The sequence below is a fragment of the Variovorax sp. PBL-H6 genome (genome assembly GCF_901827155.1).
In the GTDB taxonomy this organism is placed as follows: domain Bacteria; phylum Pseudomonadota; class Gammaproteobacteria; order Burkholderiales; family Burkholderiaceae_C; genus Variovorax.
Genome location: NZ_LR594659.1, coordinates 4407148 through 4427733 on the forward strand (window position 1 = coordinate 4407148; position 20586 = coordinate 4427733).

Genomic DNA, 20586 nt, shown 5'->3' on the forward strand with positions numbered 1-20586 from the left:
GCCCCGGGGCGCGCTGGCATGAGGTCTTGCGTATGATTTGCCGCTCTCCGCCTACATGACCATCCCCCCTTCTTTTATTCAGGAATTGATCGCACGCGCCGACGTGGTGGAGATCGTCGGGCGCTATGTCCAGCTGAAGAAGGCCGGCGCCAACTTCATGGGGCTGTGCCCCTTCCACGGCGAGAAGTCGCCCTCATTTTCGGTCAGCCCCACGAAGCAGTTCTATCACTGCTTCGGCTGCGGGGCGCACGGCAATGCGATCGGCTTTCTGATGGAGCATGCCGGCATGGGTTTTGTCGAGGCGGTGCAAGACCTCGCCGGCCAATACGGCCTGCAGGTGCCCGAAGATGACGCATCGCCGGAGGAACGCGCACGAGCCGCCGGACAGCGCCAGAAGCAAGCCACATTGTCCGACGTGCTCGAGAAGGCGGGCGAGGCCTACCGCAAGCAGCTGCGCCAATCGAAGACCGCCATCGACTACCTCAAGGGCCGCGGCCTCTCGGGCGAGGTCGCCCGGCAGTTCGGCATCGGTTACGCCCCGCCCGGGTGGCGCACGCTGGCCAGCGTGTTCCCCGATTACGACGACCCGCTGCTGGCCGAGAGCGGCTTGGTCATCGTCGGCGAGGCCGACGAGAACAGCGAAGGCAAGCGTTATGACCGCTTCCGCGATCGGGTGATGTTCCCGATCCGCAACGTCAAGGGCGAATGCATCGGCTTTGGCGGCCGGGTCCTGGGTGACGAAAAGCCGAAGTATCTCAATTCGCCAGAGACCCCGGTCTTCAGCAAGGGCCGCGAGCTCTACGGCCTCTACGAGGCGCGGGCTGCCTTCCGCGACCGCGGCTATGCGCTCGTGACCGAGGGTTACATGGACGTGGTGGCGCTGGCCCAGTTGGGCTTCCCGAACGCGGTCGCGACGCTGGGGACGGCCTGCACCGCGGATCATGTCCAGAAGCTGTTCCGCTTCACTGAATCGGTGGTGTTCAGCTTCGATGGCGACGCCGCCGGCCGGCGCGCGGCGCGCAAGGCGCTGGACGGCGCCCTGCCCTACGCCACCGACGTGCGCAGTGTCAAGTTCCTGTTCCTGCCGACCGAGCACGATCCCGACAGCTTCATCCGCGAGTTCGGCGCCGACGCCTTCGCGCGCTTCGTGAGCGAGGCCACGCCGCTGAGCCGCTTCATGGTCGAAGTCGCGCGCGAGGGCTGCGACCTCGGCAGCGCGGAAGGGCGCGCCCACCTGGCCAGCAACGCCCGGCCATTGTGGAGCTCCCTGCCCGAGGGCGCACTCAAGCGTCAGCTGCTTACCGAAATCGCCGAGATGGTCCAGTTGAGCGCCCATGAGTTGGGCGAGCTCTGGCTCCCTCCCGGCGCCGCCCGTCCCGTCGGATCCGGTCCGCGGGAGCGCCGCGAAGGCCGGGCTCGGCCGCGGGAAGACCGGTACACCTCCCGCGGCTCTGCCGCACGTGCCCCTGCGCGCGGCCGCACCCTGCCCCTGGGCCGCCACGATGTAGCCGCGCGCCTGCTGCTGTCGAACATGGCGGAATGGGAGGCGCTGCCCCACGAGCTCCACGCCTTGCTTTGCGAACTCCCCGGCGAACACGGGCAGCTCTTCGCCTGGCTGGACAGCCAGCTGCACGAACACGGTGTGCAGCCCTGGGCGGCGCTGCGCGAGGGCTTGCGCGGCCTTGACTTCGAGGCGCTGGCGCTGCGGGTCATGACCGGCCCGGATGGCGCGCCGCTCGGAGACCCGGAGGGCGAGCACGCAACGGAGGCTGCGCGCGAACTGCGCAACGTGCTCGATTTCATGCTGGACGATCGCCTCAAGGCTCAACAGAGTGAGGCCATCGACGCCGTGGGAAGCGATCCGCGTGCCCTTGAGCGCTACAAGGCCCTGGAAATGCGGCGGCTGGAGCTGCGCGCTCGCCTGCATCCACGCTAAGCCCAGGCTGGAATTGCTTGAAAAAAGCGCAGGGCGCTATAATGTAAGGCTTCGCATACAAGCGAAATAAGGCAAGAGCGACAGCAGCACCTCCGGGCCGACTCGATGCGCAACGCAGTTTCCGATGAATACACGTCGGGATACGGGTCAAAAACCGCAAGGACTGCACACCAAATGTTCGCCCGACATCTTGTCTTTTGAAGTGCGTTCGAGGGGTCGCCAGCGGCCTTTTGTTCGCCTCTTTCCGTTTTTGTGCTCCTGCCTGCGCCGGGCTGTTGGCGCCTGTGATTCTGTTGGTCCAATTCTTGTTGTACGAGGTCTTATGCCCAGTTCAAAGAAGCCTGCCGTGTCCGCTGCCAGCAAACCGGTTGCAGAGAGACCGTTGAAAGCTGCGGCTCTGCCGGCAACTAAGACGGGTACCGCCGCGTCCAAGGCCACAGCCGCAACGAAAGTGAAAACCGTGCCCACTAAATCGTCCCCCACCGCCGAACTCAAGAAGACCGCTGCAGCAGCGGTCGCCGCCGCACCCGCCACCGCCGCCCGCAAGGTCGGCCGTCCGCCCAAGGCGGCCGGTGCCGCACCCGCCGTTGGCGGCGCCAAGCGCGGCCGCAAGCCCAAAGCTGCCGCCGAAGCGCCCGCCAGCGACGTCGACCTGTCCGACATCGAGGACGAGCTGGTCGGTGACGAGCCCGCAGCGACCGAAGAGAAGGTCAAGCCGCTTCGCATGAAGATCAGCAAGGCCAAGGAACGCGCCTTGATGAAGGAGTTCGGCCTTGACGAGACCGTGCTGTCGGAGGAAGACCTGGCGAAGCGCCGCTCCCGCCTCAAGACCCTGATTACCCTGGGCAAGACCCGCGGCTACCTGACGCACGGCGAGATCTCCGACCACCTGCCCGACAAGCTGGTCGACGCCGAGACCATGGAAGTCGTGGTCACCATGCTCAACGACATGGGTGTGGCGGTCTACGAGCAGACGCCCGACGCCGAGACCCTGCTGCTGAACAACACGGCCCCCACGGCTACCACCGTGGAAGAAGCCGAGGAAGAGGCCGAAGCCGCTCTCTCGACCGTCGACAGCGAATTCGGCCGCACCACCGACCCCGTGCGCATGTACATGCGCGAGATGGGCACGGTCGAGCTGCTGACGCGCGAGGGCGAGATCGAGATCGCCAAGCGCATTGAGGGCGGCCTGATGGCCATGATGGAGGCCATCTCGGCCTCGCCCGCCACCATCGCCGAGATCCTGCGCCTGGGCCAGGAGATCCGCGAGGGCAAGGTCGTCATCTCCACCATCGTCGACGGGTTCTCGAATCCCAATGAAGCCGATGACTACGTGGCCGAGGAAGACTTCGACGAGTTCGACGAGGAAGACGACGACGACGGCAAGGGCGGCTCCAAGGCGCTGACCAAGAAGCTCGAGGAGCTCAAGAACGAGGCACTCACCCGCTTCGACCGCATCGCCTCGCTGTTCGAGAAGGTCCACAAGATCTACGACAAGGAAGGCTATGGCACGCCGGCTTACCAGAAGGCGCAGCACGCGCTTTCGGAAGAGCTGATGACCATCCGCTTCACGGCCCGCACCATCGAGAAGCTGTGCGACCTGGTGCGCACCCAGGTGGACGACGTGCGCAAGAAAGAGCGCGAACTGCGCCGCATCATCGTGGACAAGTGCGGCTTCCCGCAGGACGAGTTCATCCGCGACTTCAGCGGCTACGACAAGAACGGCAACCGCGTGCCTTCCAACCTGCTCAACCTCAAGTGGGTGGAGAAGCAGGCCGCGTCCGCCAAGCCCTGGAGCGCCGTGCTGGCCCGCAACATCCCGCCGGTGCAGGAACTGCAGCAGAAGCTGACGGACATCCAGTCGCGCGTGGTGGTGCCGCTGGCCGAGCTCAAGGACATCAACAAGCGCATGAACGAGGGCGAGTCGTCCTCGCGCGATGCCAAGAAGGAAATGATCGAGGCCAACCTGCGCCTCGTGATCTCCATCGCCAAGAAGTACACCAACCGCGGCCTGCAGTTCCTCGACCTGATTCAGGAAGGCAACATCGGCCTGATGAAGGCGGTCGACAAGTTCGAATACCGCCGCGGCTACAAGTTCTCGACCTATGCGACGTGGTGGATCCGCCAGGCGATCACGCGCTCGATCGCCGACCAGGCGCGCACCATCCGCATCCCGGTGCACATGATCGAGACCATCAACAAGATGAACCGCATCAGCCGCCAGCACCTGCAGGAGTTCGGCTTCGAGCCCGACGCCGGCATCCTGGCCGCCAAGATGGAGATCCCGGAAGACAAGATCCGCAAGATCATGAAGATCGCCAAGGAGCCGATCTCGATGGAGACCCCCATCGGCGACGACGACGATTCGCACCTGGGCGACTTCATCGAGGACAGCAGCAACACCGCGCCGATCGAGGCCGCGATGCAGGCAGGCCTGCGCGATGTGGTCAAGGACATCCTCGACAGCCTGACGCCGCGCGAGGCCAAGGTGCTGCGCATGCGCTTCGGCATCGAGATGTCCACCGACCACACGCTGGAAGAAGTGGGCAAGCAGTTCGATGTGACGCGCGAGCGTATCCGCCAGATCGAGGCAAAGGCGTTGCGCAAGCTCAAGCATCCGAGCCGTTCCGACAAGCTGCGCAGCTTTATTGATACGCTCTGATCCCCTAGCGGATCCTCGAGCCCGAACGCCCGCTTTGCCTTCACCGGCGGCGGGCGTTCTCTTTGGCCGCGACACGAAGACAAGACGAAGAAACGGAGACTGGCCGCATGAATCCCGACGCCAACAAACTCTGGCACGCGCCACGCTGGGCGCTGGCCGTTCTGCTGGCCGTCCTGGGCATGCTCGGCCCCTTCTCGATCGACACCTACATCCCGGCCTTCGCAGGCATCGCCCAGACCATCGGAGCGACGCCTGCCGAGATGCAGCAGACGCTCTCGGCCTACCTGTTCGGCTTCGCCTTCATGAACCTGTTCCACGGCGCGCTATCCGACAGCTTCGGCCGGCGCCCGGTGGTCCTGTGGGGCCTGGCGGTGTTCACCGTCGCCTCCCTGGGTTGCGCGCTCTCGCAGACCATCGGCCAACTGGTCCTCTTCCGTGCGCTGCAGGGCCTGTCGACGGGTGCCGGCATCGTGGTCTCGCGTGCGGTGATCCGCGACATGTTTCCGCCCGCCGAGGCGCAGCGGGTGATGAGCCAGGTCACGATTTACTTCGGCGTCGCGCCTGCAATTGCGCCCATCATTGGCGGCTTCCTGTTCGTGCACCTCGGCTGGCACAGCGTCTTCTGGTTTCTGGTCGCGGTGGGCGTGGTGCTGTTCGCCGCCAACTGGAAACTGCTGCCCGAAACCCTGCACCACAGCCAGCGACAACCCTTCGAAGTGCGGCACCTGATGCGCGGCTACTGGGACCTGTGCTCCGACCCGCGCTTCCTGCTCCTGGCCCTGGCCAGCGGCGTGCCCTTCAACGGCATGTTCCTCTACGTACTGGCCGCGCCCGCCTTCCTCGGCGACCACCTGGCGCTGGCGCCCACGCAGTTCTTCTGGTTCTTCCTGCTGACCATCGGTGGCATCATGTCCGGTGCCTGGGCGAGCGGGCGCATGGCGGGCAAGGTGGCCCCCAAGCGGCAGATCCGTGACGGCTTCCTGATCATGCTGCTGACTTCGATCGTCAACGTGATCGCCAATGCCCTCTTCACCCCGCACGCGGCTTGGGCGCTGTGGCCACTTGCGGTGTTCGCCTTCGGCTGGGCGCTGATGGTGCCGGTGGTCACGCTGCTGGTGCTTGACCTGCATCCGGAGCGCCGCGGCATGGCCTCCTCGCTGCAGGCCGTGATCGGCTCGACCGCCAATGGCCTCGTGGCAGGCGTGATCGCGCCGCTGGTCATGCATTCGACGCTCGCACTGGCGCTGACCTCTATCGGGATGATGGGCATCGGCCTGGTGGCCTGGGGCTGGCTGCATGGCCGCTGGCCCGAGATCGGTCGCAGGGTCGCCGGCGAGGCCGCCTGAGCATGGAGCGCGAGGCGCTGCGGACCTTCGCCCGCTCCTGGCTGCCGGCCCGTACCAATGTCAATACGCGCGAACGCCTGCGCGCCGTTGCCGGTGCCGGGTTGGGCCTGCTGCTGACGGTGCTGATCCTGCAGCTGGCCGAACTGGGCAGCGGTGGCCAGTGGCTGATCGCGCCACTGGGCGCCAGCGCGGTCCTGGTGTTCGCACTGCCCGCCAGCCCGCTCGCCCAGCCGTGGCCGGTGGTTGCGGGCAACATGTTCTCGGCGCTGGTCGGCGTCGCCTGCGCGCGCTGGATGCCCGATGCCGCGTGGGTCGGCCCGGCTGCGACCGCGCTGGCCATCGCGCTGATGTTCGCGCTGCGCTGCCTGCATCCGCCCGGCGGGGCGGTGGCGCTGCTGGTGGCGCTGAACCACACCACGCATTTCACCTTTGCGCTCCACCCGGTGCTCATCGATTCGGTGCTGCTGGTGCTGGCCGGCGTGTTCTACAACAGCCTGACCGGACGGCGCTACCCGCACGTCCAGCTGGCGCCGCGCATGCCGCAGGCTGACGCACGCTTCAGCTCGGCCGACGTCGACGCGGTGCTGGCGCGCTACAACCAGGTGCTGGACATCAGCCGCGACGATCTCGAGTCGCTGATCCGCGAGACCGAGCTGGAGTCCTACCGCCGTCGCCTGGGCACTGTGCGTTGCGCCGACATCATGTCGCACAGCCCCGTGGTCGCCGAGTTCGGCACGCCCTTGCAGGAAGCCTGGGCCCTGATGCAGGCACGCCGCATCAAGGCGCTGCCGGTGATCGACCGCACCCGCAGGGTGGTGGGTATCGTGACGCAGGCGGACTTCTTCCGGCATATCGACCTGGACCACCACGACGGCCTGGCGGGCCGCTTGCGCGACTTCATTCGCGCGACGCGCAGCGTGATGTCGAGCAAGCCCGAGGTGGTGGGCCAGATCATGACGCGGCAGGTCCGCGTATCCAGCGAGGAGCGGCCGATGGTGGAACTGGTGCCGCTGTTCTCCGAAGGCGGCCACCACCACATCCCGATCATCGACGCCGAGCGACGGCTCACCGGGATGATCACGCAGTCCGATTTTGTGCGCGCACTCTACCGCGCGGTAGGACCCGAGACAGCGCCGGCTACTCCAGCGTCACGTTCGCCTTCTTGACCAGCGCCGCGTAGCGATCGGCCTCGCTGCGGAAATAGCGGGCGGCCTCCTCCGGCGTCGTCGGCCTGATGATGTTGCCCTGCTTGTCCATGGCTTCGCGCATCTCGGCCGTGCCGAAGGCGGCCACCACGGCATCGTGCACGCGCTTGATCTCCGCCGCCGGCAGCCTGGCCGGACCGATCACGGCGAACCAGCCCTCCACGCTGTAGTTGGGCAGCCCCTGCTCTGCAATGGTTGGGATCTCGGGCGCCGCCGGCGAGCGTGCCGGGCCGCACAGCCCAATGGCACGCAACGCACCGCTCCTGATGTGCTGCTGCGCCGCCGGCAAGGCCACGACCCCGATCTCGACCTGGCCCGCGATCATGTCGGTCACCATCGGGCCGGTGCCCTTGTAGGGGATGTGGCGCGCCTTCACGCCGGCCTCGTCCATGAACATCTCGCCGGCCAGGTGGATGATGGTGCCGTTGCCCGAGGACGCGTAGTTGTAGCCATCGGGCTTCGCCCTGAGCAGCGCCACCAATTCCTTCACGTTCTTCGCCGGCACCTTCGGATTCACCACCAGCACCAGCGGCGTCGCGCCCACCACGCTGATCGGCGTGATGTCGTTGATGGCGTCGAAGGGCATCTTCTTGTAGACGCTCGGGTTGATCACGTGGTTGTTCGACACCATGCCGAGCGTGAGCCCGTCCGGCGCCGCCTTGACCACGACCGATGTACCGGTGATGCCGCCCGCGCCCGGCAGGTTCTCGATCACCACCGGCTGTCCGAAGGCCTTGCCCAGGGCTGGCGCGGCGGCGCGCGCGATGGTGTCCACGCCCGAGCCGGCGCTGATCGGCAGGACGATGCGCACCGGCTTGTCTGAGCCGCCCTGCGCCAGGGCGGGCAGCGCGGCGGTAGCGAACATGCACGTGCCGAAGCCGAGCATCGTGCGGCGCGAGAGGATGGGGTTCATGTCGTGTCTCCTTGGTTCTGTCGAATGGTTCAGGGGCGGGTCGATCAGGCCGCAGCGCGCGCCGCGAGTTGCGACAGGACCTCGTCGGTGTGCTCGCCCACGCGCGCCAGCGCCTGCCGCACGCCGGGGCGGCGGCCGCCCATCAGCAGCGGCAACAGCACCACCTCGGTCATGCCGCCGTCGTCGGTCTCCATCGGCACGAGGCCGCCACTGGCCTTCAGGTGCGGGTCCTGCAGCAGTTGATCGGGTCGCACGATCGGGGCATAGGGAATGCCAGCCTCCTCGAGCCTGGGGGCGAGTTCGTCGACGCGATGGTGCGCCAGGATCTCGCCAAGCCGCTGCAGCAAGGCCGGGCGCACCGCCACGCGCAGCGCATTGGTCGCCAGCCCCGGGTCCGTCGCGAGTTCGGGTGCCTCGAGCACGCGGCACAGCGTGAGGAACTGCTTGTCGCTCACCGCGCCGATGAAGAGCTGCTCGCCCCCGGCGAGCGCGAAAACGTCGTAGACGCTCCAGGCGGATACGCGCGAAGGCATGGGCGGCGGCGGCTCCCCGGTCATTGCGAACTGCTGCATGTGCTGCGAGGACAGGAACACGCAGTTCTCGAACAGCGCGCTCTGCACTTCCTGACCGCGGCCAGTGCGCTCGCGCTCGCGCAGCGCCGCCAGCACGCCGATGGCGCCGAACATGCCGCCCATGATGTCGTTGACCGAGGTACCTGCGCGCAGCGGACGCCCTTGCGGGCCCGTCATGTACGAGAGGCCACCCATCATCTGCACCACCTCGTCGAGCGCGAGCCGCTTCTCGTACGGCCCCGGCAGGAAGCCCTTGTGCGAGACATAGATCAGCCGCGGGTACTTCTTCGAGAGGGTCTCGTAGTCGAGACCCAGCGAGCTCATCAGCCCCGGCCGGAAGTTCTCGAGCATCACATCGCACTCGCCGATCAGCTCGCTCGCCGTGGCTCGGCCCTCGTCGCTCGTGATGTCGAGCACCACGCTCTTCTTGTTGCGGTTGAACGAGCGGAAGAAGCCGATGCCGAGGCCCGGCAGCCGGCGCGTCTTGTCTCCGCCGGGCGGCTCGATCTTGATCACCTCGGCGCCGAGGTCGGCCAGGATCATCCCGCAGGTGGGGCCCATCACCATGTGGGTGAACTCGACCACGCGAACGCCGGCGAGGGGCAGGGAATCAGCTTCGTTTTTCATGGTGCTTTCGTGTCAGGCCGCCAGGGCTTCGGGCGTGAAGGTCTTGGGCAGGCCGGCGCGCCAGAGCGTGCCGTGCAGTGTCTCCCCGTGGAGCCAACCGGCCACGCGCGCACGCAGCGCGAGCAGCGGCCCGATGTCCACCCCCGTCGCGATGCCCATGCTGCCCAGCATGTACGCGAGGTCCTCGGTGGCCACGTTGCCGCTCGCGCCGGGCGCATGCGGACAGCCGCCGATGCCGGCAAGGCAAGCGTCGAAGCGGCTCACGCCCAGCTCCAGCGCGGCGTAGACATTGGCCAGGCCCAGGCCGCGCGTATCGTGAAAGTGGCCGCACCAGAAGCGCTCGCCTGCGATCTTCAGCGCCTGCTCGAAGAGCCTGCGCACCATCGCCGGGTCGGCGTAGCCCACCGTGTCGGCCAGGCTCACCCGGTCGGCGCCGGCGTCGAGGAGGGCCTGCATCAGACGCAGCACCTCGCCTGGATCGACCTCGCCCTGCAGCGTGCACCCGAAAGCGGTGCCCACGCCGCCTTCGATCAGCGTCTTCGCGCCGGCCGCGTCACGTGCCGCGCGGATGCGGGCGACTTCCGCCACCACTTCGTCGGGTGTCTTGCGCAGGTTGGCCACGCTGTGCGCGTGACTGGCCGACAGCGGCACGATCATCAGGTCGGCGCCGCTCGCAATCGCACTCTCGGCGCCGCGCAGGTTCGGCACCAGCACCGAAACGAACAGCCCGGGCAGTGTCTTGGCAAAGCTCACCAGCTCGGCTGTGTCGGCCAGCTGCGGCAGCAGGCGCGCCGGCACGAAGGAGCCGACCTCGATCTCCCGTTGGCCGGCGGCATGGGCCGCGCGAATCCACTCGCGCTTGCGCTCGGTCGACAGGATGGTGGCGATGCTCTGGAGACCATCGCGCAGGCCGACTTCGCGGATGACGGCGACGCTCGGCAGGCGCGGATTCGATTCGGGCATGGGCTTTGTCTCTCGTGGCCGGCAGGAAACCGGTTCTTGCCAGAACTCTAGGCGTTCCCTATCGTTTGCAAAAGCGGTAATCTGGCATGCCAAACATTCCCATCTGGAACGCCATGCGAGACCTGGACCTCACGAGCCTGCGCCTTTTCGTGGCGGTCTGCGAGACCCGCAACATCGCGCGAGCGGGCGAACAGCACCACATCGTCGCCTCCGCCATCAGCAAGCGGCTGGCCCAGCTCGAAAGCGTGGTCGGTGCCACGCTGTTCGAGCGCCGCCGTCGCGGCGTCACGCCCACGGCGGCCGGCGAGATCCTGTTGGAGCACGCGCGCGCCATGCTGGCCAGTGCCGACCGCGTGGCCCGCGACATGGCGGATTACGGACGTGGCGTGAAGGGCCAGGTGCGGGTGCTGGCCAGCGTGTCCTCCATCGCCGAATTCCTGCCCGACGACATCGCGGATTTCCTGCAGGCGCCGGCGCACCGTGACATTCGCGTCGACATCGAGGAGGCGTTGAGCCGCGACCTGGTGCGCGCGTTGCGCGAAGGCTCGGCGCCGGTCGGCGTGTGCTGGGACGCGGCAGACCTGGAAGGCCTGCAGGCCTGGCCCTACCGACGCGACCGGCTGGCGCTGGTTGCTCATCCCTCGCACCCGATCTCGCGGCGGCGGCGCTGCAGCTTCGAGGAGACGCTGGAGTTCGACCACGTGGGCCTGCCAGCCTCCACTGCGGTCCACACGATGTTGGCCCGCGCCGCCGCCATCATCGGGCGTCCGCTCAGCTACCGCGCGGTGGTGTCGACCTTCGATGCAGCGCTGCGCTGCGTGCGTGCCGGCCTGGGCATCGCCGTGGTGCCGCGCGAGGTGGTCGACCCGGTGGTGCAGAGCTTGGGACTGCGCGTGGTGCCGCTGTCCGACCCGTGGGCCGAGCGACGCTTTGCGATCTGTTTTCGCAGCGAAGCCAATCTCTCGCCGGCCGCCAAGCTGCTGGTGGCGCACTTGCGCGAGCGCGCCGCAGCGAGCTGAAGGAGGTGAAAGGTCGCGAAATCTGTTGAACGACCCGGATTCCCAAGACCCCCTCGTAGAATTTTTTTCTACTAATTTTTCGGGGGGTTACATGAGACTCGTCGGTATCGGCTTTTCAGCACTCGCGCTCGTCGGGCTCATTGCCTGTTCCAAGATTCCCGACACGGTAAAGATCGGCGTCGCCCAGCCCTTGTCGGGCCCACTGGCCGCATTGGGCAAGGACATGCTCCAGGGCGTCGAGCTGGCGGTGAAGGAGATCAACGCCAGCGGCGTCGTGGTGGACGGAAAGACCGTGCACTTCCAGATCGTTGCCGTCGACGATCAATCGAGCCCAGGCGTCGGCGCGCAGGTTGCCAGCCATCTCGTCGACGAGGGCGTCGTTGCCGTCATCGGCCATCTCAATTCCGGTGTGAGCATTCAGGCTGCGCCCATCTACGCCGCAAGGAACATCCCCCAGCTCGCGATCTCCACCCAGCCCAAGTACACGCAGCTCGGCTTCCCGACCACGCTGCGGCTGGTGGCCAGCGACACGATCCAGGGGCGCGCAATGGGCGCGTATGCAGCAACCACGCTGAGCGAAAGCGCAGGTGCCTGTGCGGTCGTCGACGACAGCACGTCGTATGGCAAGGCGCTGGCCGACCTTGCGGAAAAATCGCTCAGCGGCCATGGCCGAACCGTCGCCTTGCGCCGATCCTTCGATGACAAGACGACCGAATTCGGTTCGCTGGTCAAGGAGTTGAAGACCCGTTCGGTCGAGACCATCGTCACCACCCTTGCGGACTTCCAAGTCGTCGCATTGATCGAACAGCTGGCAGCCGCCGAGCTGACCAACATCAAGATCGTTGGCGGCGATACGCTCAAGACGAACAAGCTGCTCGCACGAAAGCTCCCGCTCGAAGTCTTCGCCACATCGCCCGTGCTGGAGCCGCGGGAGTTCTACCGCGGCGCAAAGTTCGTCGAGGCCTTCAGCGCTGCGTACGGCCACCCGCCGGTGTATGGGTCGCACTATGCCTACGACGCGATGTACCTGCTGTCCAACGCGGTGCACCGAGCCAACTCGGTGGATGGCAAGGTGCTGACGACCAAGCTTCGCGAGCTCGACTTCATGGCCCCGGTCACCAACGTGATGAAGTTCGGGCCCGACGGCGAGCAGCTGTACGGCAGTGTCGGCGTCTATCGACCGCGCGGGGGCCGCTGGGAACCGTTGATGAGCTCAGATCGCTGGTAAACGGGGGCGCCCAGGCTAGCGAGCGGTCTCCTGCGCCTCCAGGGTTTTTTTCATGACGCGCATCCCCTCATCGATCATGCCGGCGATGGGCCCCGCCATCTCGCGCGGCAGCAAATCGGCTATCCAGACCAGCCGGCTTTGCCCACCGCCCTCGTCGAAGATCTGCAGCGATGCGTTGTGATGGCTGAGCCGGCCGCCGCTGGCCGACCAGACCAGGCGCCGCGCGGTATCGTCCAGGTCGACGATCACCTCCCGCGCTACCACGCCGTTGCCGAAGGTGACGATGCGCGCATCGCCCTCCAGCTTGCAGTCGGTCACGAAGCCGGGCACCAGCCGGTGGTGGATGGCGCCGATGTCGCGCACCGCCTCCCAGACCTGCGCGGCGCTCGCGGCCACCTGCGTTTCACGCCGAATGCTTGCCATGTGCGAGTCTCCTGTGGCGAGTCGTTGACAGACCAGTGTAGGCCCGGCGCGCCGTCAGCGCGAGACGCCCAGCAAGCGCTCCAGCACCTCGGGCTGGTCACGCAAGGTCGCGGCGCGATCGGCATGCACCACCGTGCCATGGTCCAGCACCACCGCTTGGTCGGAAATGGCGAGGATGGCCTGCGGATGCTGCTCGACGATGATGGCCGCGAGGCCTTCGTCCTGCGTGATGCGGCGAATTGCGCGCAGCAGTTCCTCCACGATGATCGGCGCCAGCCCCTCGAGCGGCTCGTCGAGCAGCAGCAGGCGCGGATTCACCACCAGCGCACGTCCCACGGCCAGCATCTGCTGCTCGCCGCCGGACAGTTGCGTGCCCAGGTTGCGCTTCCGCTCGGCCAGGCGCGGGAACATCTCATAGACGCGTTGCGGGTTCCATCGGCCGGGCCGCTCCACTGCCGTCAGGTTCTCGTGCACCGTGAGCGACTTGAAGATGTTGCGCTCCTGCGGCACCCAGCCGATGCCGGCCGCCGCGCGCTGGTGCGGCGAGAGCTTGTGCAGCGCCGAACCCGACAGCGTGATACTGCCGCCGTGCTGGCGCGTCGCGCCCGCCAGCGTGTTGATCAGCGTGGTCTTGCCCGTGCCGTTGCGGCCCAGCAGTGCCAGCGTCTGGCCCTCGCCGAGGCCGAGCGATATGTCGTGCAGCACCACGGCCTCTCCGTAGCCGGCACTCAGCTTGTCGATGCGCAACAGCTCAGACATGCACGGCCCCCTGCCCCAGATAGACCTCCTTGACCTTCGGATCGTTGGCAATCGTGTCCGGGTCGCCTTCCGTGAGCAAGGCCCCGTTGACCAGCACCGTCATGCGGTCGGCGAAGCTGAACACCAGGTCCATGTCGTGCTCGATGAGCAGCACCGAGACATCGGCCGGCAACGCGGACACCGTTTGCAGCAGTTCCTCGCGCTCGCCCGCCGGCACGCCGGCGACCGGCTCATCCAGCAGCAGCACGCGCGGCTCGCAGGCCAGCGCGATCGCGATCTCGAGCAGGCGGCGCTTGCCATAGGCCAGCTCCCGCGTCGCCTGGCGCGCGACGTCGGTGAGACGGAACTGCTCCAGCAGCTGCTCGGCCCGTTCCGAGACCTGCGCTGCGGCGCCCAGCGGGCGCCACCACTGCGCGCCGAGGCCCGAGCGCTGCGACACGACCAATGCCAAGGTTTCCAGCGGCGTCATCGAGTCGAAGAGCTGATTGATCTGGAAGGTGCGCACCATGCCACGCGTCACGCGGGCATGCGGTGCCAGGCGCGTGATGTCCTCGCCCTCCAGGACGATGCGTCCGGCAGTCGGCGTGAGCACGCCCGTCAGCAGGTTGACCAGCGTGGTCTTGCCGGCACCGTTGGGGCCGATCAGCGCGTGGCGCGCACCTCGCTTCAGGTTCAGCGTCACATTGTCCGTGGCCGTGATGCCGCCGAAGCGCATCACCAGCCCGGTGGCGGAGAGCACGATGTTGTCGCTCATCGCGCCGCACCCGCTCGCCTGCCGAACCACGTCCAGGGCTTGAGCAGCCGGTCGCGCCCGACCAGCACCAGCAGCACGAGGATCAATCCGACCCAGAACATCCAGTACTGCGGCGTGACCGTCGACAACGCGTCTTGCAGCAGCTTGAAGACGATGGCCCCTGCGATGCCGCCGTAGAGCCAGCCCACGCCGCCGATCACCAGCATCAGCAGCACGTCGGCCGAGCGGTCGAAGGCCAGCACGTCGAGCGAGGCGAAGCCGCTCGTTTGCGCGAGCAGCGCGCCCGCCGCGCCGGCCACTCCTGCCGCGACCGTGTAGATCACCGCGATGCGCGAGACCACCGGAATGCCGATCGCCATCGCACGCAGCCGGTTGTCACGGATTGCCTTGAGCGTGGCGCCGAAGGAGGACTGCACCAGGCGCCGCATCACGATGAACAGCAGCAGCAGCACGGCCAGCGAGTACCACGCTGCCGTGCGGCCATAGAGGTCGAAGTCGAACAGGCCCAGCACCGGCCCCATCACCACGCCCTGCAGCCCGTCGGCGCCGCCGGTGAGCCAGTCCAGCTTGTTCGCCAATTCGAGCAGCAGCAGCGCGGTGCCCAGCGTGACCATCAGCCGCGTGAGGTCGCTGCCGCGCAGGATGGTGACGCTGGCCAAGGCGCCAACCGCGGCAGACGCGACGATGGCAACCACCAGGCCCACGGTCGGGTCGGGCATCACGTGCTTGGCGAAGAGCGCGGCCGTGTAGGCGCCGAAGCCGAAGAAAGCCGCATGGCCCAGCGAGACGATGCCTGTGTAGCCGAGGATCAAGTCGAGCGACAGCGCGAACAGCGCAATGATCGCGATCTCGTTGATCATCAGCGCCTTCGAGGGCAGCAGCGCCGGCAGCACGAAGACAACCGCCCAGAAGACGAACTCCCATGGCCGCCAGCGCGTCCTGGCGAGCAGCGCGTCGCGTGAATCCATCTGCTAACGCCCTCCCCGCCGCGTGAACAATCCCTGCGGACGCCACATCAGGATCAGGATCATCAGCAGGTACACCGTGAACGCGCCCATCTTGGGAATGAAGTACTTGCCCCCTACATCGGCGATGCCCAGCAGCAGCGCGGCCAGCAGCGGTCCGGTGATCGACGAGGTGCCGCCGACCGAGACCACGATCAGGAAATAGATCATGTACTTGAGCGGGAAGGTCGGGTCCATGCCCAGGATCTCGGCGCCCAGCGCACCGCCGAGCCCGGCCAGGCCCGAGCCCACCGCGAAGGTTGCCAGGAACACCACGTTGACGTTGATGCCCAGCCCCGCCGCCACGCGCGGATCGTCCACCGCCGCGCGCAGCCGGCTGCCGAAGCGCGTCTTCGACAGGATGAGCTGCAGCACCACCGTGAGCAGCGCGCACAGCACGATGATGAAGATGCGGTAATGGCCCATGCCCAGCAGCAGCGCCCCGTCGCCGATCTCGGTGCGCCCGCGCAGCCACTCGGGCAAGTGCACGTTCTGCTGCGAGGAGCCGACGAAATAGTCGACCGCTGCCACCGCCATGAACGCCAGCCCGATCGAGAACAGCACCTGGTCCAGGTGCGACTTGCCGTACATCGGCCGGTACAGCGTGCGCTCCAGCAGCGCGCCCAGCAGCCCCACGAGCACGAAGGCGAGCGGCAGGCAGGCCAGGAAGGGAACGCCTGCCTTCTGCATCGCGAACACGGTGAGATAGCCCCCCGCCATCGCGAACGCCCCGTGCGCGAGGTTGATGAAGTTCATCAGCCCCAGCGTCACCGCCAGCCCGACCGCGAGCACGAACAGCAGCATGCCGTAGGCAATGCCGTCGAAGAGGATAGTCAACATGGCTCGCCCCTGGAGCGCGCGGTCGCTGGATGCATCACTGCTTGTTCTTGCCGGGATCCTTCACCGCCTTGATGACGTCGAACTCGACGTTGTAGAGCTGTCCGTCCTTCTTCTCGACCTTGCGCAGGTACACGTCCTGCACGATGTCGCGCGTCTGCGCATCGATCAGCACCTGGCCGCGCGGGCTTTCGAAGAGCTGGCCCTTCATCGCAGCCAGCAGCGCGTCACCGCCGCCCTGTCCCTTGGTTGTTTTGAGGGCCTCGTAGATCACGCGCATGCCGTCGTAGCCGCCGATCGCCATGAAGTTGGGGCGCATGTTCTTGTTGGCCTTCTGGAAGGCCTCGACAAACTTCTTGTTGGCCGCCGACGGATGCGCCGCCGAGTAATGGTGCGAAGTGACCACGCCCAGCGCACCGTCGCCCATGTCGTTGAGCTGGTCGTCATCCGTCACGTCGCCGGTGGCGATCAACTTGATGCCGGCCTTGTCCATGCCGCGCTCGATGAACTGCTTCATCACCGCCGCGCCGGCGCCCGAGGGCACGAAAACGAACAGTGCGTCGGGTTTGGCGTCGCGCACCTTCTGCAGGAAGGGTGCGAAATCCGGGTTGCGCAGCGGCACGCGCAGCTTGTCGAGCACCTTGCCGCCGTTGAGCTGGAAGCGCTCGGCGAAGAACTTCTCGGCGTCGTTGCCTGGCCCATAGTCGCTGACCAACGTCACCACCGACTTGATGCCGTTCTTGGGCGCCCAGTCGCCCATGGCAACCGAGACCTGCGGCAGCGTGAAGCTGGTGCGCACGACGTAGGGCGAGGCCTCGGTGATGCTCGAGGTGGCGGCGGCCATCACCACCATTGGCGTCTTCGACTGGGTGGCGATCGGCGCGGTGGCCATGGCGGACGGCGTGATGCCGAAGCCGGCCAGCACGTTGACCTTGTCATTCACCACCAGCTCCTGCGCCAGGCGCTTGGTCACGTCGGGCAGGCTGGTGTCGTCCTTGACGATCAGCTCGACCTTCCTGCCCGCCACGGTGTCGCCGTTCTGCGCCATGTAAAGCCGGGCCGCGGCCTCGATCTGACGGCCGGTGGTGGCCTGCTGACCTGTCATCGGCAGCACCAGGCCGATCTTGAAGGTGTTGCCCTGGGCCTGCGCCAGCGGCATGGCGAGGGCGAGGGCCGTGAGGCTCGCGGCCTGCAGGAGGTGGCGACGTTGCATGGAAGTCTCCTTGTGATGGGGATCTGAACGGGGCGTATTGTGATCAATCAAAATCATGTTGGCGCCTTGGCAAACACCTAAGGCGCCCATGTCATCGATCCACGGTTCTGCATTCTGCGCGATACATCGACCACTTGCGCGATGATCGCGCAAGCTCCTGACCGTCACGGCGCGTCCGGTCGCCAGGCGGAATCGAGCGTGATGCTGCCGACGGCGCGCGACACGCAGGCGCAGATGCGCCGGCCTTCGCGCTTCTCCTTTTCGCTGAGGAACACGTCGCGGTGGTCGATCTCGCCGTCCACGGCGAGCACGTCCATGGCGCACAGGCCGCATTCGCCGCGGCGGCAGTCCCACAGCGTCTGCACGCCCGCGGCTTCGAGCGCTTCGAGCAGACTGCTTTCCGCGGGCACCTGGATGCGGAGGTCATGGCGCGGAATGCGGACTTCGAATGCCTGCACGGGCAGCCGGCCGCTGCTGCCGAACGTCTCGAAGCGCAGGTCCGCCGGTGCCCGCCCCGCCCCCATCCAGGCGCGCTTCACCGCCTCCAGCATCGGCACGGGCCCGCAGGTGTAGAGCTGGCCTCCGTGGGGCAGCGCCGCGATCTCGGCAGCGAAATCGATGGACGCATTGCCGATGTGGGTCTGGACGCTGCTGGTCTCCGGGCTTCCCAGCGCGGCCTGCAGCAATGGCAGATAGGCCAGCTCCTCGCTGCTGCGCGCGCCGTAGAGCATGCGCACCGGCACACCCTTGCGTGCGGCCAGCGCGCCGAGGCGCTGCGCCATCAACACCATCGGCGTGATGCCGATGCCGCCCGCGACCAGCAGGTAGCCGGGCGCCGTGATGTCGAGCCCGAAGTGGTTCTGCGGCTGCGTCAGCAGCAGCCGATCGCCGGGCGCCAGTCGCCACATCGCGAGCGAGCCGCCCCGGCCGTCGTCGAGGCGCTTGACGGCGATGCGCCAGGTGCGCCCGTCCGGCTCGCCCACGAGCGAGTAGTGGCGCGTCTGCACCCGGCCTGCGCCCGGCACCCCGACCAGCACCTGGACCTGGAGATGGGACCCCGGCTCGTAGCCGCCGGCCATGCCCGACTCGGGGGTGAGCTCGAACTCGCGCACGGTGGGCGTCAGATCGCGGCAGGCCGTGATGCGCGCAGGCATCCAGTGGATTTCGCTGTTCATCGCAGGAATGTTGTGTTCAGGCCCGCCGGCGAATCAGCTGCACGCCCGGCAGCGGATGGCCGTGCGCGCCGTGCAGCGCCTCGCGCAGGTTGCGCTGCGCGAGGCGGCTGTGCTCGCGCATCAGCGACTCGGCACGCGAGCCCTCACGGTTCTCGACCGCGTCCAGCACCTGGCCGTGCTGGTCCTGTGCGATCACGAGCATGTCGCGCGCGGCCGGCGAGTTGGCCTGCACCACCACGAAGGCGGAGGGCGATGCAAATGGAAGGTTGATCACGCGCTCCATCTGTTGCGCAAGAAGCGGGCTATCGGCCATCTCGGACAGCAGCCGATGGAATTGCCCGTTGAATTCGACGTAGCGCGAGAAAGCCGCGTCGTCGAGCGCGGGCTCCCTCAGCAGTTCGTCGATGCGGCGCAGGCAGGCGCGGGCCTCGCGCAGCACCACGGGCGCCGCGCCGCGCTCGGCCGCCAACCGCGCCGACAAGCCTTCGAGCGTGCCGCGCAGCTCGATGGCGTCGGCAACGTCGCGCTCGGAAAACGTGCGCACCGCGTAGCCGCCGTTCGGCAGGGCCTCGAGCAGGCCTTCCTGCTCGAGCCGCATGAGCGCGCTGCGCACCGGTGTGCGCGACACGCCCAGTTGCTCCGAGATCGCGACCTCGGCGATGCGCGTGCCGCCCGGCAGCTCGCCGGCCAGCACCATTTCGCGCAGCCGCAGCTGGGCCTTCACGGCCTGCGAGCTGCCGGCCTCGCTGCCTTCCGCGCCGACGCTCACGCGCCCTCCGTCACCGGCGCCGGCCGGATCGGAATGGTGGGCGCAACCGGCCGCTCCTTCGCGATCAACTGGTCGATCAACCGGCGCGCCCACATTGCGCCGGCGTCGATGTTGAGGTTGTTGAAATCGCGTCCGGGGCGCTCGTCCATCGCGCGCTGCTGCGCCTCGAGCACCAGCTCGTCCTCGCGGAAGATGCCGGCCACGCCCTCGCGCAGCTCGTGCGTGAGCCGCTGCTCGCCAATGCAATAGTTGCGCGCGAACGCCCAGAAATAGAGGCAGGTGGTGTCGGTCTCGGGCGTGATGGTGTTGAGCACATAGCCATTCACACCCTGGCTGCGATCGCCTGGATCACCGTCGCGCGGCACCGCGCCGCTGCCTGCCGGCGCGACGCCCACGTCGATGTTGACGGTGCATGGGCCCTCGAAGCGGATGATCTGCCAACGGTCGACCTTGCCCTCGTAGCCACGCGCATGGCGGATCTGCGCAGCCCAGAACGGCGGCGCGTCGATGTTCTCCATCCAGCGCGTGACAGTGGCCGAGCGATCGCCGTGCGTCGCGACGAAAGGCGCCTCTGCCACTGCGCGGTTGCCGATCGAGGAGCCGTGCACGAAGGTCTCGTGCGTGAGGTCCATCAGGTTGTCGACCACCAGCCGGTAGTCGCAGGCCACGCGGATCATCTTGCCGTCGCCGGCCCAGGCCGGGTCGTCGTTCCAGTGCATGTCGGGCACCAGCGCCGGGTCGGCCTTGGCAGGGTCGCCGGGCCAGACCCAGACGAAGCGGTGCTTCTCCACCACCGGGTAGGCGCGCACGCAGGCCGACGGATTGAGTGTCTCCTGGCTCGGCATGTGGGTGCAGCGGCCCTGGCTGTTGTAGACCAGGCCGTGGTAGCCGCAGACCAGTTCGTCGCCCTCCAACCGACCGAGGGACAGCGGCATCAGGCGGTGCCAGCAAACGTCCTCCAGTGCGGCGACCTGGCCATCACTGCGTCGGTACAGCACCAGCTTCTGGTTGCAGACAGTGCGGGCGAGCAAGCTGTGCTTGAGCTCGACGTCGTAGGCCGCCGCATACCAGGCATCGAGGGGGAAGGGACTTTTGGAGCGACTCATAGGATACGCAATGTATACATTGAGAAGTCAAAATCCAATACCTAGTGGCTTTTTTAAGGGAAAACACCAACATCA

General features: G+C 67.1%; 18 protein-coding genes. 6 read left to right on the plus strand and 12 right to left on the minus strand.

Going from position 1 to position 20586, the window contains the following annotated elements; translation table 11 throughout:
• Positions 1–55: 55 nt before the first annotated feature.
• From dnaG to G3W89_RS20885, 4 genes are all read left to right on the plus strand, one after another.
• The gene (gene dnaG, locus G3W89_RS20870; protein WP_162575963.1) at positions 56–1936 is read left to right on the plus strand and encodes a DNA primase; all 1881 of its coding nucleotides are present in this window, start codon (positions 56–58) and stop codon (positions 1934–1936) included.
• Between the two features lie 322 nt (positions 1937–2258).
• Positions 2259–4598, plus strand: a complete 2340-nt coding sequence (gene rpoD, locus G3W89_RS20875) for an RNA polymerase sigma factor RpoD (RefSeq protein WP_162575964.1) — start codon at positions 2259–2261, stop codon at positions 4596–4598.
• 107 nt (positions 4599–4705) lie between these two features.
• Positions 4706–5944 carry a multidrug effflux MFS transporter gene (locus G3W89_RS20880; RefSeq protein WP_162575965.1) on the plus strand — a complete coding sequence of 413 codons (1239 nt, stop codon included), beginning with the start codon at positions 4706–4708 and terminating at the stop codon, positions 5942–5944.
• Between the two features lie 2 nt (positions 5945–5946).
• On the plus strand, positions 5947–7110 hold the full coding sequence (locus G3W89_RS20885) for an HPP family protein (RefSeq protein WP_162575966.1): 1164 nt from the start codon (positions 5947–5949) through the stop codon (positions 7108–7110).
• Here G3W89_RS20885 and G3W89_RS20890 read toward each other — a convergent pair.
• Genes G3W89_RS20890 through G3W89_RS20900 form a run of 3 tightly spaced genes read right to left on the minus strand, consistent with a single transcriptional unit; the run spans position 7082 to position 10224 of the window.
• Positions 7082–8062, minus strand: coding sequence for a Bug family tripartite tricarboxylate transporter substrate binding protein (locus G3W89_RS20890; protein WP_162575967.1), 981 nt, complete (start codon positions 8060–8062; stop codon positions 7082–7084). The two genes, G3W89_RS20885 and G3W89_RS20890, sit on opposite strands and share 29 nt — an antisense overlap.
• Positions 8063–8106: 44 nt before the next feature.
• On the minus strand, positions 8107–9261 hold the full coding sequence (locus G3W89_RS20895) for a CaiB/BaiF CoA transferase family protein (RefSeq protein ID WP_162575968.1): 1155 nt from the start codon (positions 9259–9261) through the stop codon (positions 8107–8109).
• Between the two features lie 12 nt (positions 9262–9273).
• Positions 9274–10224: a hydroxymethylglutaryl-CoA lyase gene (locus G3W89_RS20900; protein WP_162575969.1), complete on the minus strand. Its 951-nt coding sequence runs from the start codon at positions 10222–10224 to the stop codon at positions 9274–9276.
• A gap of 113 nt (positions 10225–10337) precedes the next feature.
• On the opposite strand from G3W89_RS20900, the gene G3W89_RS20905 reads away from it, so the two are divergent.
• Positions 10338–11243, plus strand: a complete 906-nt coding sequence (locus G3W89_RS20905) for a LysR family transcriptional regulator (protein WP_162577577.1) — start codon at positions 10338–10340, stop codon at positions 11241–11243.
• A gap of 91 nt (positions 11244–11334) precedes the next feature.
• Positions 11335–12471, plus strand: coding sequence for a branched-chain amino acid ABC transporter substrate-binding protein (locus G3W89_RS20910; protein ID WP_162575970.1), 1137 nt, complete (start codon positions 11335–11337; stop codon positions 12469–12471).
• Between the two features lie 15 nt (positions 12472–12486).
• On the opposite strand, the gene G3W89_RS20915 is transcribed toward G3W89_RS20910, so the two are convergent.
• The 9 genes from G3W89_RS20915 to G3W89_RS20955 all read right to left on the minus strand — a co-directional run bounded on the left by G3W89_RS20915 (position 12487) and on the right by G3W89_RS20955 (position 20511).
• Positions 12487–12894: an SRPBCC family protein gene (locus tag G3W89_RS20915; protein WP_162575971.1), complete on the minus strand. Its 408-nt coding sequence runs from the start codon at positions 12892–12894 to the stop codon at positions 12487–12489.
• 54 nt (positions 12895–12948) lie between these two features.
• Positions 12949–13653: an ABC transporter ATP-binding protein gene (locus tag G3W89_RS20920; RefSeq protein WP_162575972.1), complete on the minus strand. Its 705-nt coding sequence runs from the start codon at positions 13651–13653 to the stop codon at positions 12949–12951.
• Complete coding sequence (locus G3W89_RS20925) at positions 13646–14407, minus strand: ABC transporter ATP-binding protein (RefSeq protein ID WP_162575973.1); 762 nt, start codon at positions 14405–14407, stop codon at positions 13646–13648. The genes G3W89_RS20920 and G3W89_RS20925 overlap by 8 nt, the downstream gene beginning before the upstream one ends.
• Positions 14404–15375, minus strand: coding sequence for a branched-chain amino acid ABC transporter permease (locus G3W89_RS20930; protein WP_162575974.1), 972 nt, complete (start codon positions 15373–15375; stop codon positions 14404–14406). Before G3W89_RS20930 ends, G3W89_RS20925 begins: the two co-directional genes overlap by 4 nt.
• A gap of 3 nt (positions 15376–15378) precedes the next feature.
• The gene (locus G3W89_RS20935) at positions 15379–16251 is read right to left on the minus strand and encodes a branched-chain amino acid ABC transporter permease (RefSeq protein ID WP_162575975.1); all 873 of its coding nucleotides are present in this window, start codon (positions 16249–16251) and stop codon (positions 15379–15381) included.
• Between the two features lie 34 nt (positions 16252–16285).
• Entirely contained in the window at positions 16286–17461 is a 1176-nt protein-coding gene (locus G3W89_RS20940; RefSeq protein ID WP_162575976.1) for an ABC transporter substrate-binding protein, read from the minus strand.
• A 164-nt stretch (positions 17462–17625) separates the two neighbouring features.
• Positions 17626–18636 carry a PDR/VanB family oxidoreductase gene (locus G3W89_RS20945; protein WP_162575977.1) on the minus strand — a complete coding sequence of 337 codons (1011 nt, stop codon included), beginning with the start codon at positions 18634–18636 and terminating at the stop codon, positions 17626–17628.
• Between the two features lie 16 nt (positions 18637–18652).
• On the minus strand, positions 18653–19405 hold the full coding sequence (locus tag G3W89_RS20950) for a GntR family transcriptional regulator (protein WP_232076664.1): 753 nt from the start codon (positions 19403–19405) through the stop codon (positions 18653–18655).
• The gene (locus G3W89_RS20955) at positions 19402–20511 is read right to left on the minus strand and encodes an aromatic ring-hydroxylating dioxygenase subunit alpha (RefSeq protein WP_162575979.1); all 1110 of its coding nucleotides are present in this window, start codon (positions 20509–20511) and stop codon (positions 19402–19404) included. The genes G3W89_RS20950 and G3W89_RS20955 overlap by 4 nt, the downstream gene beginning before the upstream one ends.
• Between the last annotated feature and the right edge of the window lie 75 nt (positions 20512–20586).

Excerpts from the sequence above, each read along its gene's own strand:
- G3W89_RS20895 (WP_162575968.1), bottom strand. The coding sequence starts at position 9,261 with ATGAAAAACGAAGCTGATTCCCTGCCCCTCGCCGGCGTTCGCGTGGTC.
- rpoD (WP_162575964.1), top strand. The coding sequence starts at position 2,259 with ATGCCCAGTTCAAAGAAGCCTGCCGTGTCCGCTGCCAGCAAACCGGTT.
- G3W89_RS20930 (WP_162575974.1), bottom strand. The coding sequence starts at position 15,375 with ATGGATTCACGCGACGCGCTGCTCGCCAGGACGCGCTGGCGGCCATGG.
- G3W89_RS20945 (WP_162575977.1), bottom strand. The coding sequence starts at position 18,636 with ATGAACAGCGAAATCCACTGGATGCCTGCGCGCATCACGGCCTGCCGC.
- G3W89_RS20940 (WP_162575976.1), bottom strand. The coding sequence starts at position 17,461 with ATGCAACGTCGCCACCTCCTGCAGGCCGCGAGCCTCACGGCCCTCGCC.
- G3W89_RS20955 (WP_162575979.1), bottom strand. The coding sequence starts at position 20,511 with ATGAGTCGCTCCAAAAGTCCCTTCCCCCTCGATGCCTGGTATGCGGCG.
- dnaG (WP_162575963.1), top strand. The coding sequence starts at position 56 with ATGACCATCCCCCCTTCTTTTATTCAGGAATTGATCGCACGCGCCGAC.
- G3W89_RS20935 (WP_162575975.1), bottom strand. The coding sequence starts at position 16,251 with ATGTTGACTATCCTCTTCGACGGCATTGCCTACGGCATGCTGCTGTTC.
- G3W89_RS20890 (WP_162575967.1), bottom strand. The coding sequence starts at position 8,062 with ATGAACCCCATCCTCTCGCGCCGCACGATGCTCGGCTTCGGCACGTGC.
- G3W89_RS20920 (WP_162575972.1), bottom strand. The coding sequence starts at position 13,653 with ATGTCTGAGCTGTTGCGCATCGACAAGCTGAGTGCCGGCTACGGAGAG.
- G3W89_RS20925 (WP_162575973.1), bottom strand. The coding sequence starts at position 14,407 with ATGAGCGACAACATCGTGCTCTCCGCCACCGGGCTGGTGATGCGCTTC.
- G3W89_RS20885 (WP_162575966.1), top strand. The coding sequence starts at position 5,947 with ATGGAGCGCGAGGCGCTGCGGACCTTCGCCCGCTCCTGGCTGCCGGCC.
- G3W89_RS20900 (WP_162575969.1), bottom strand. The coding sequence starts at position 10,224 with ATGCCCGAATCGAATCCGCGCCTGCCGAGCGTCGCCGTCATCCGCGAA.
- G3W89_RS20880 (WP_162575965.1), top strand. The coding sequence starts at position 4,706 with ATGAATCCCGACGCCAACAAACTCTGGCACGCGCCACGCTGGGCGCTG.
- G3W89_RS20915 (WP_162575971.1), bottom strand. The coding sequence starts at position 12,894 with ATGGCAAGCATTCGGCGTGAAACGCAGGTGGCCGCGAGCGCCGCGCAG.
- G3W89_RS20910 (WP_162575970.1), top strand. The coding sequence starts at position 11,335 with ATGAGACTCGTCGGTATCGGCTTTTCAGCACTCGCGCTCGTCGGGCTC.
- G3W89_RS20905 (WP_162577577.1), top strand. The coding sequence starts at position 10,338 with ATGCGAGACCTGGACCTCACGAGCCTGCGCCTTTTCGTGGCGGTCTGC.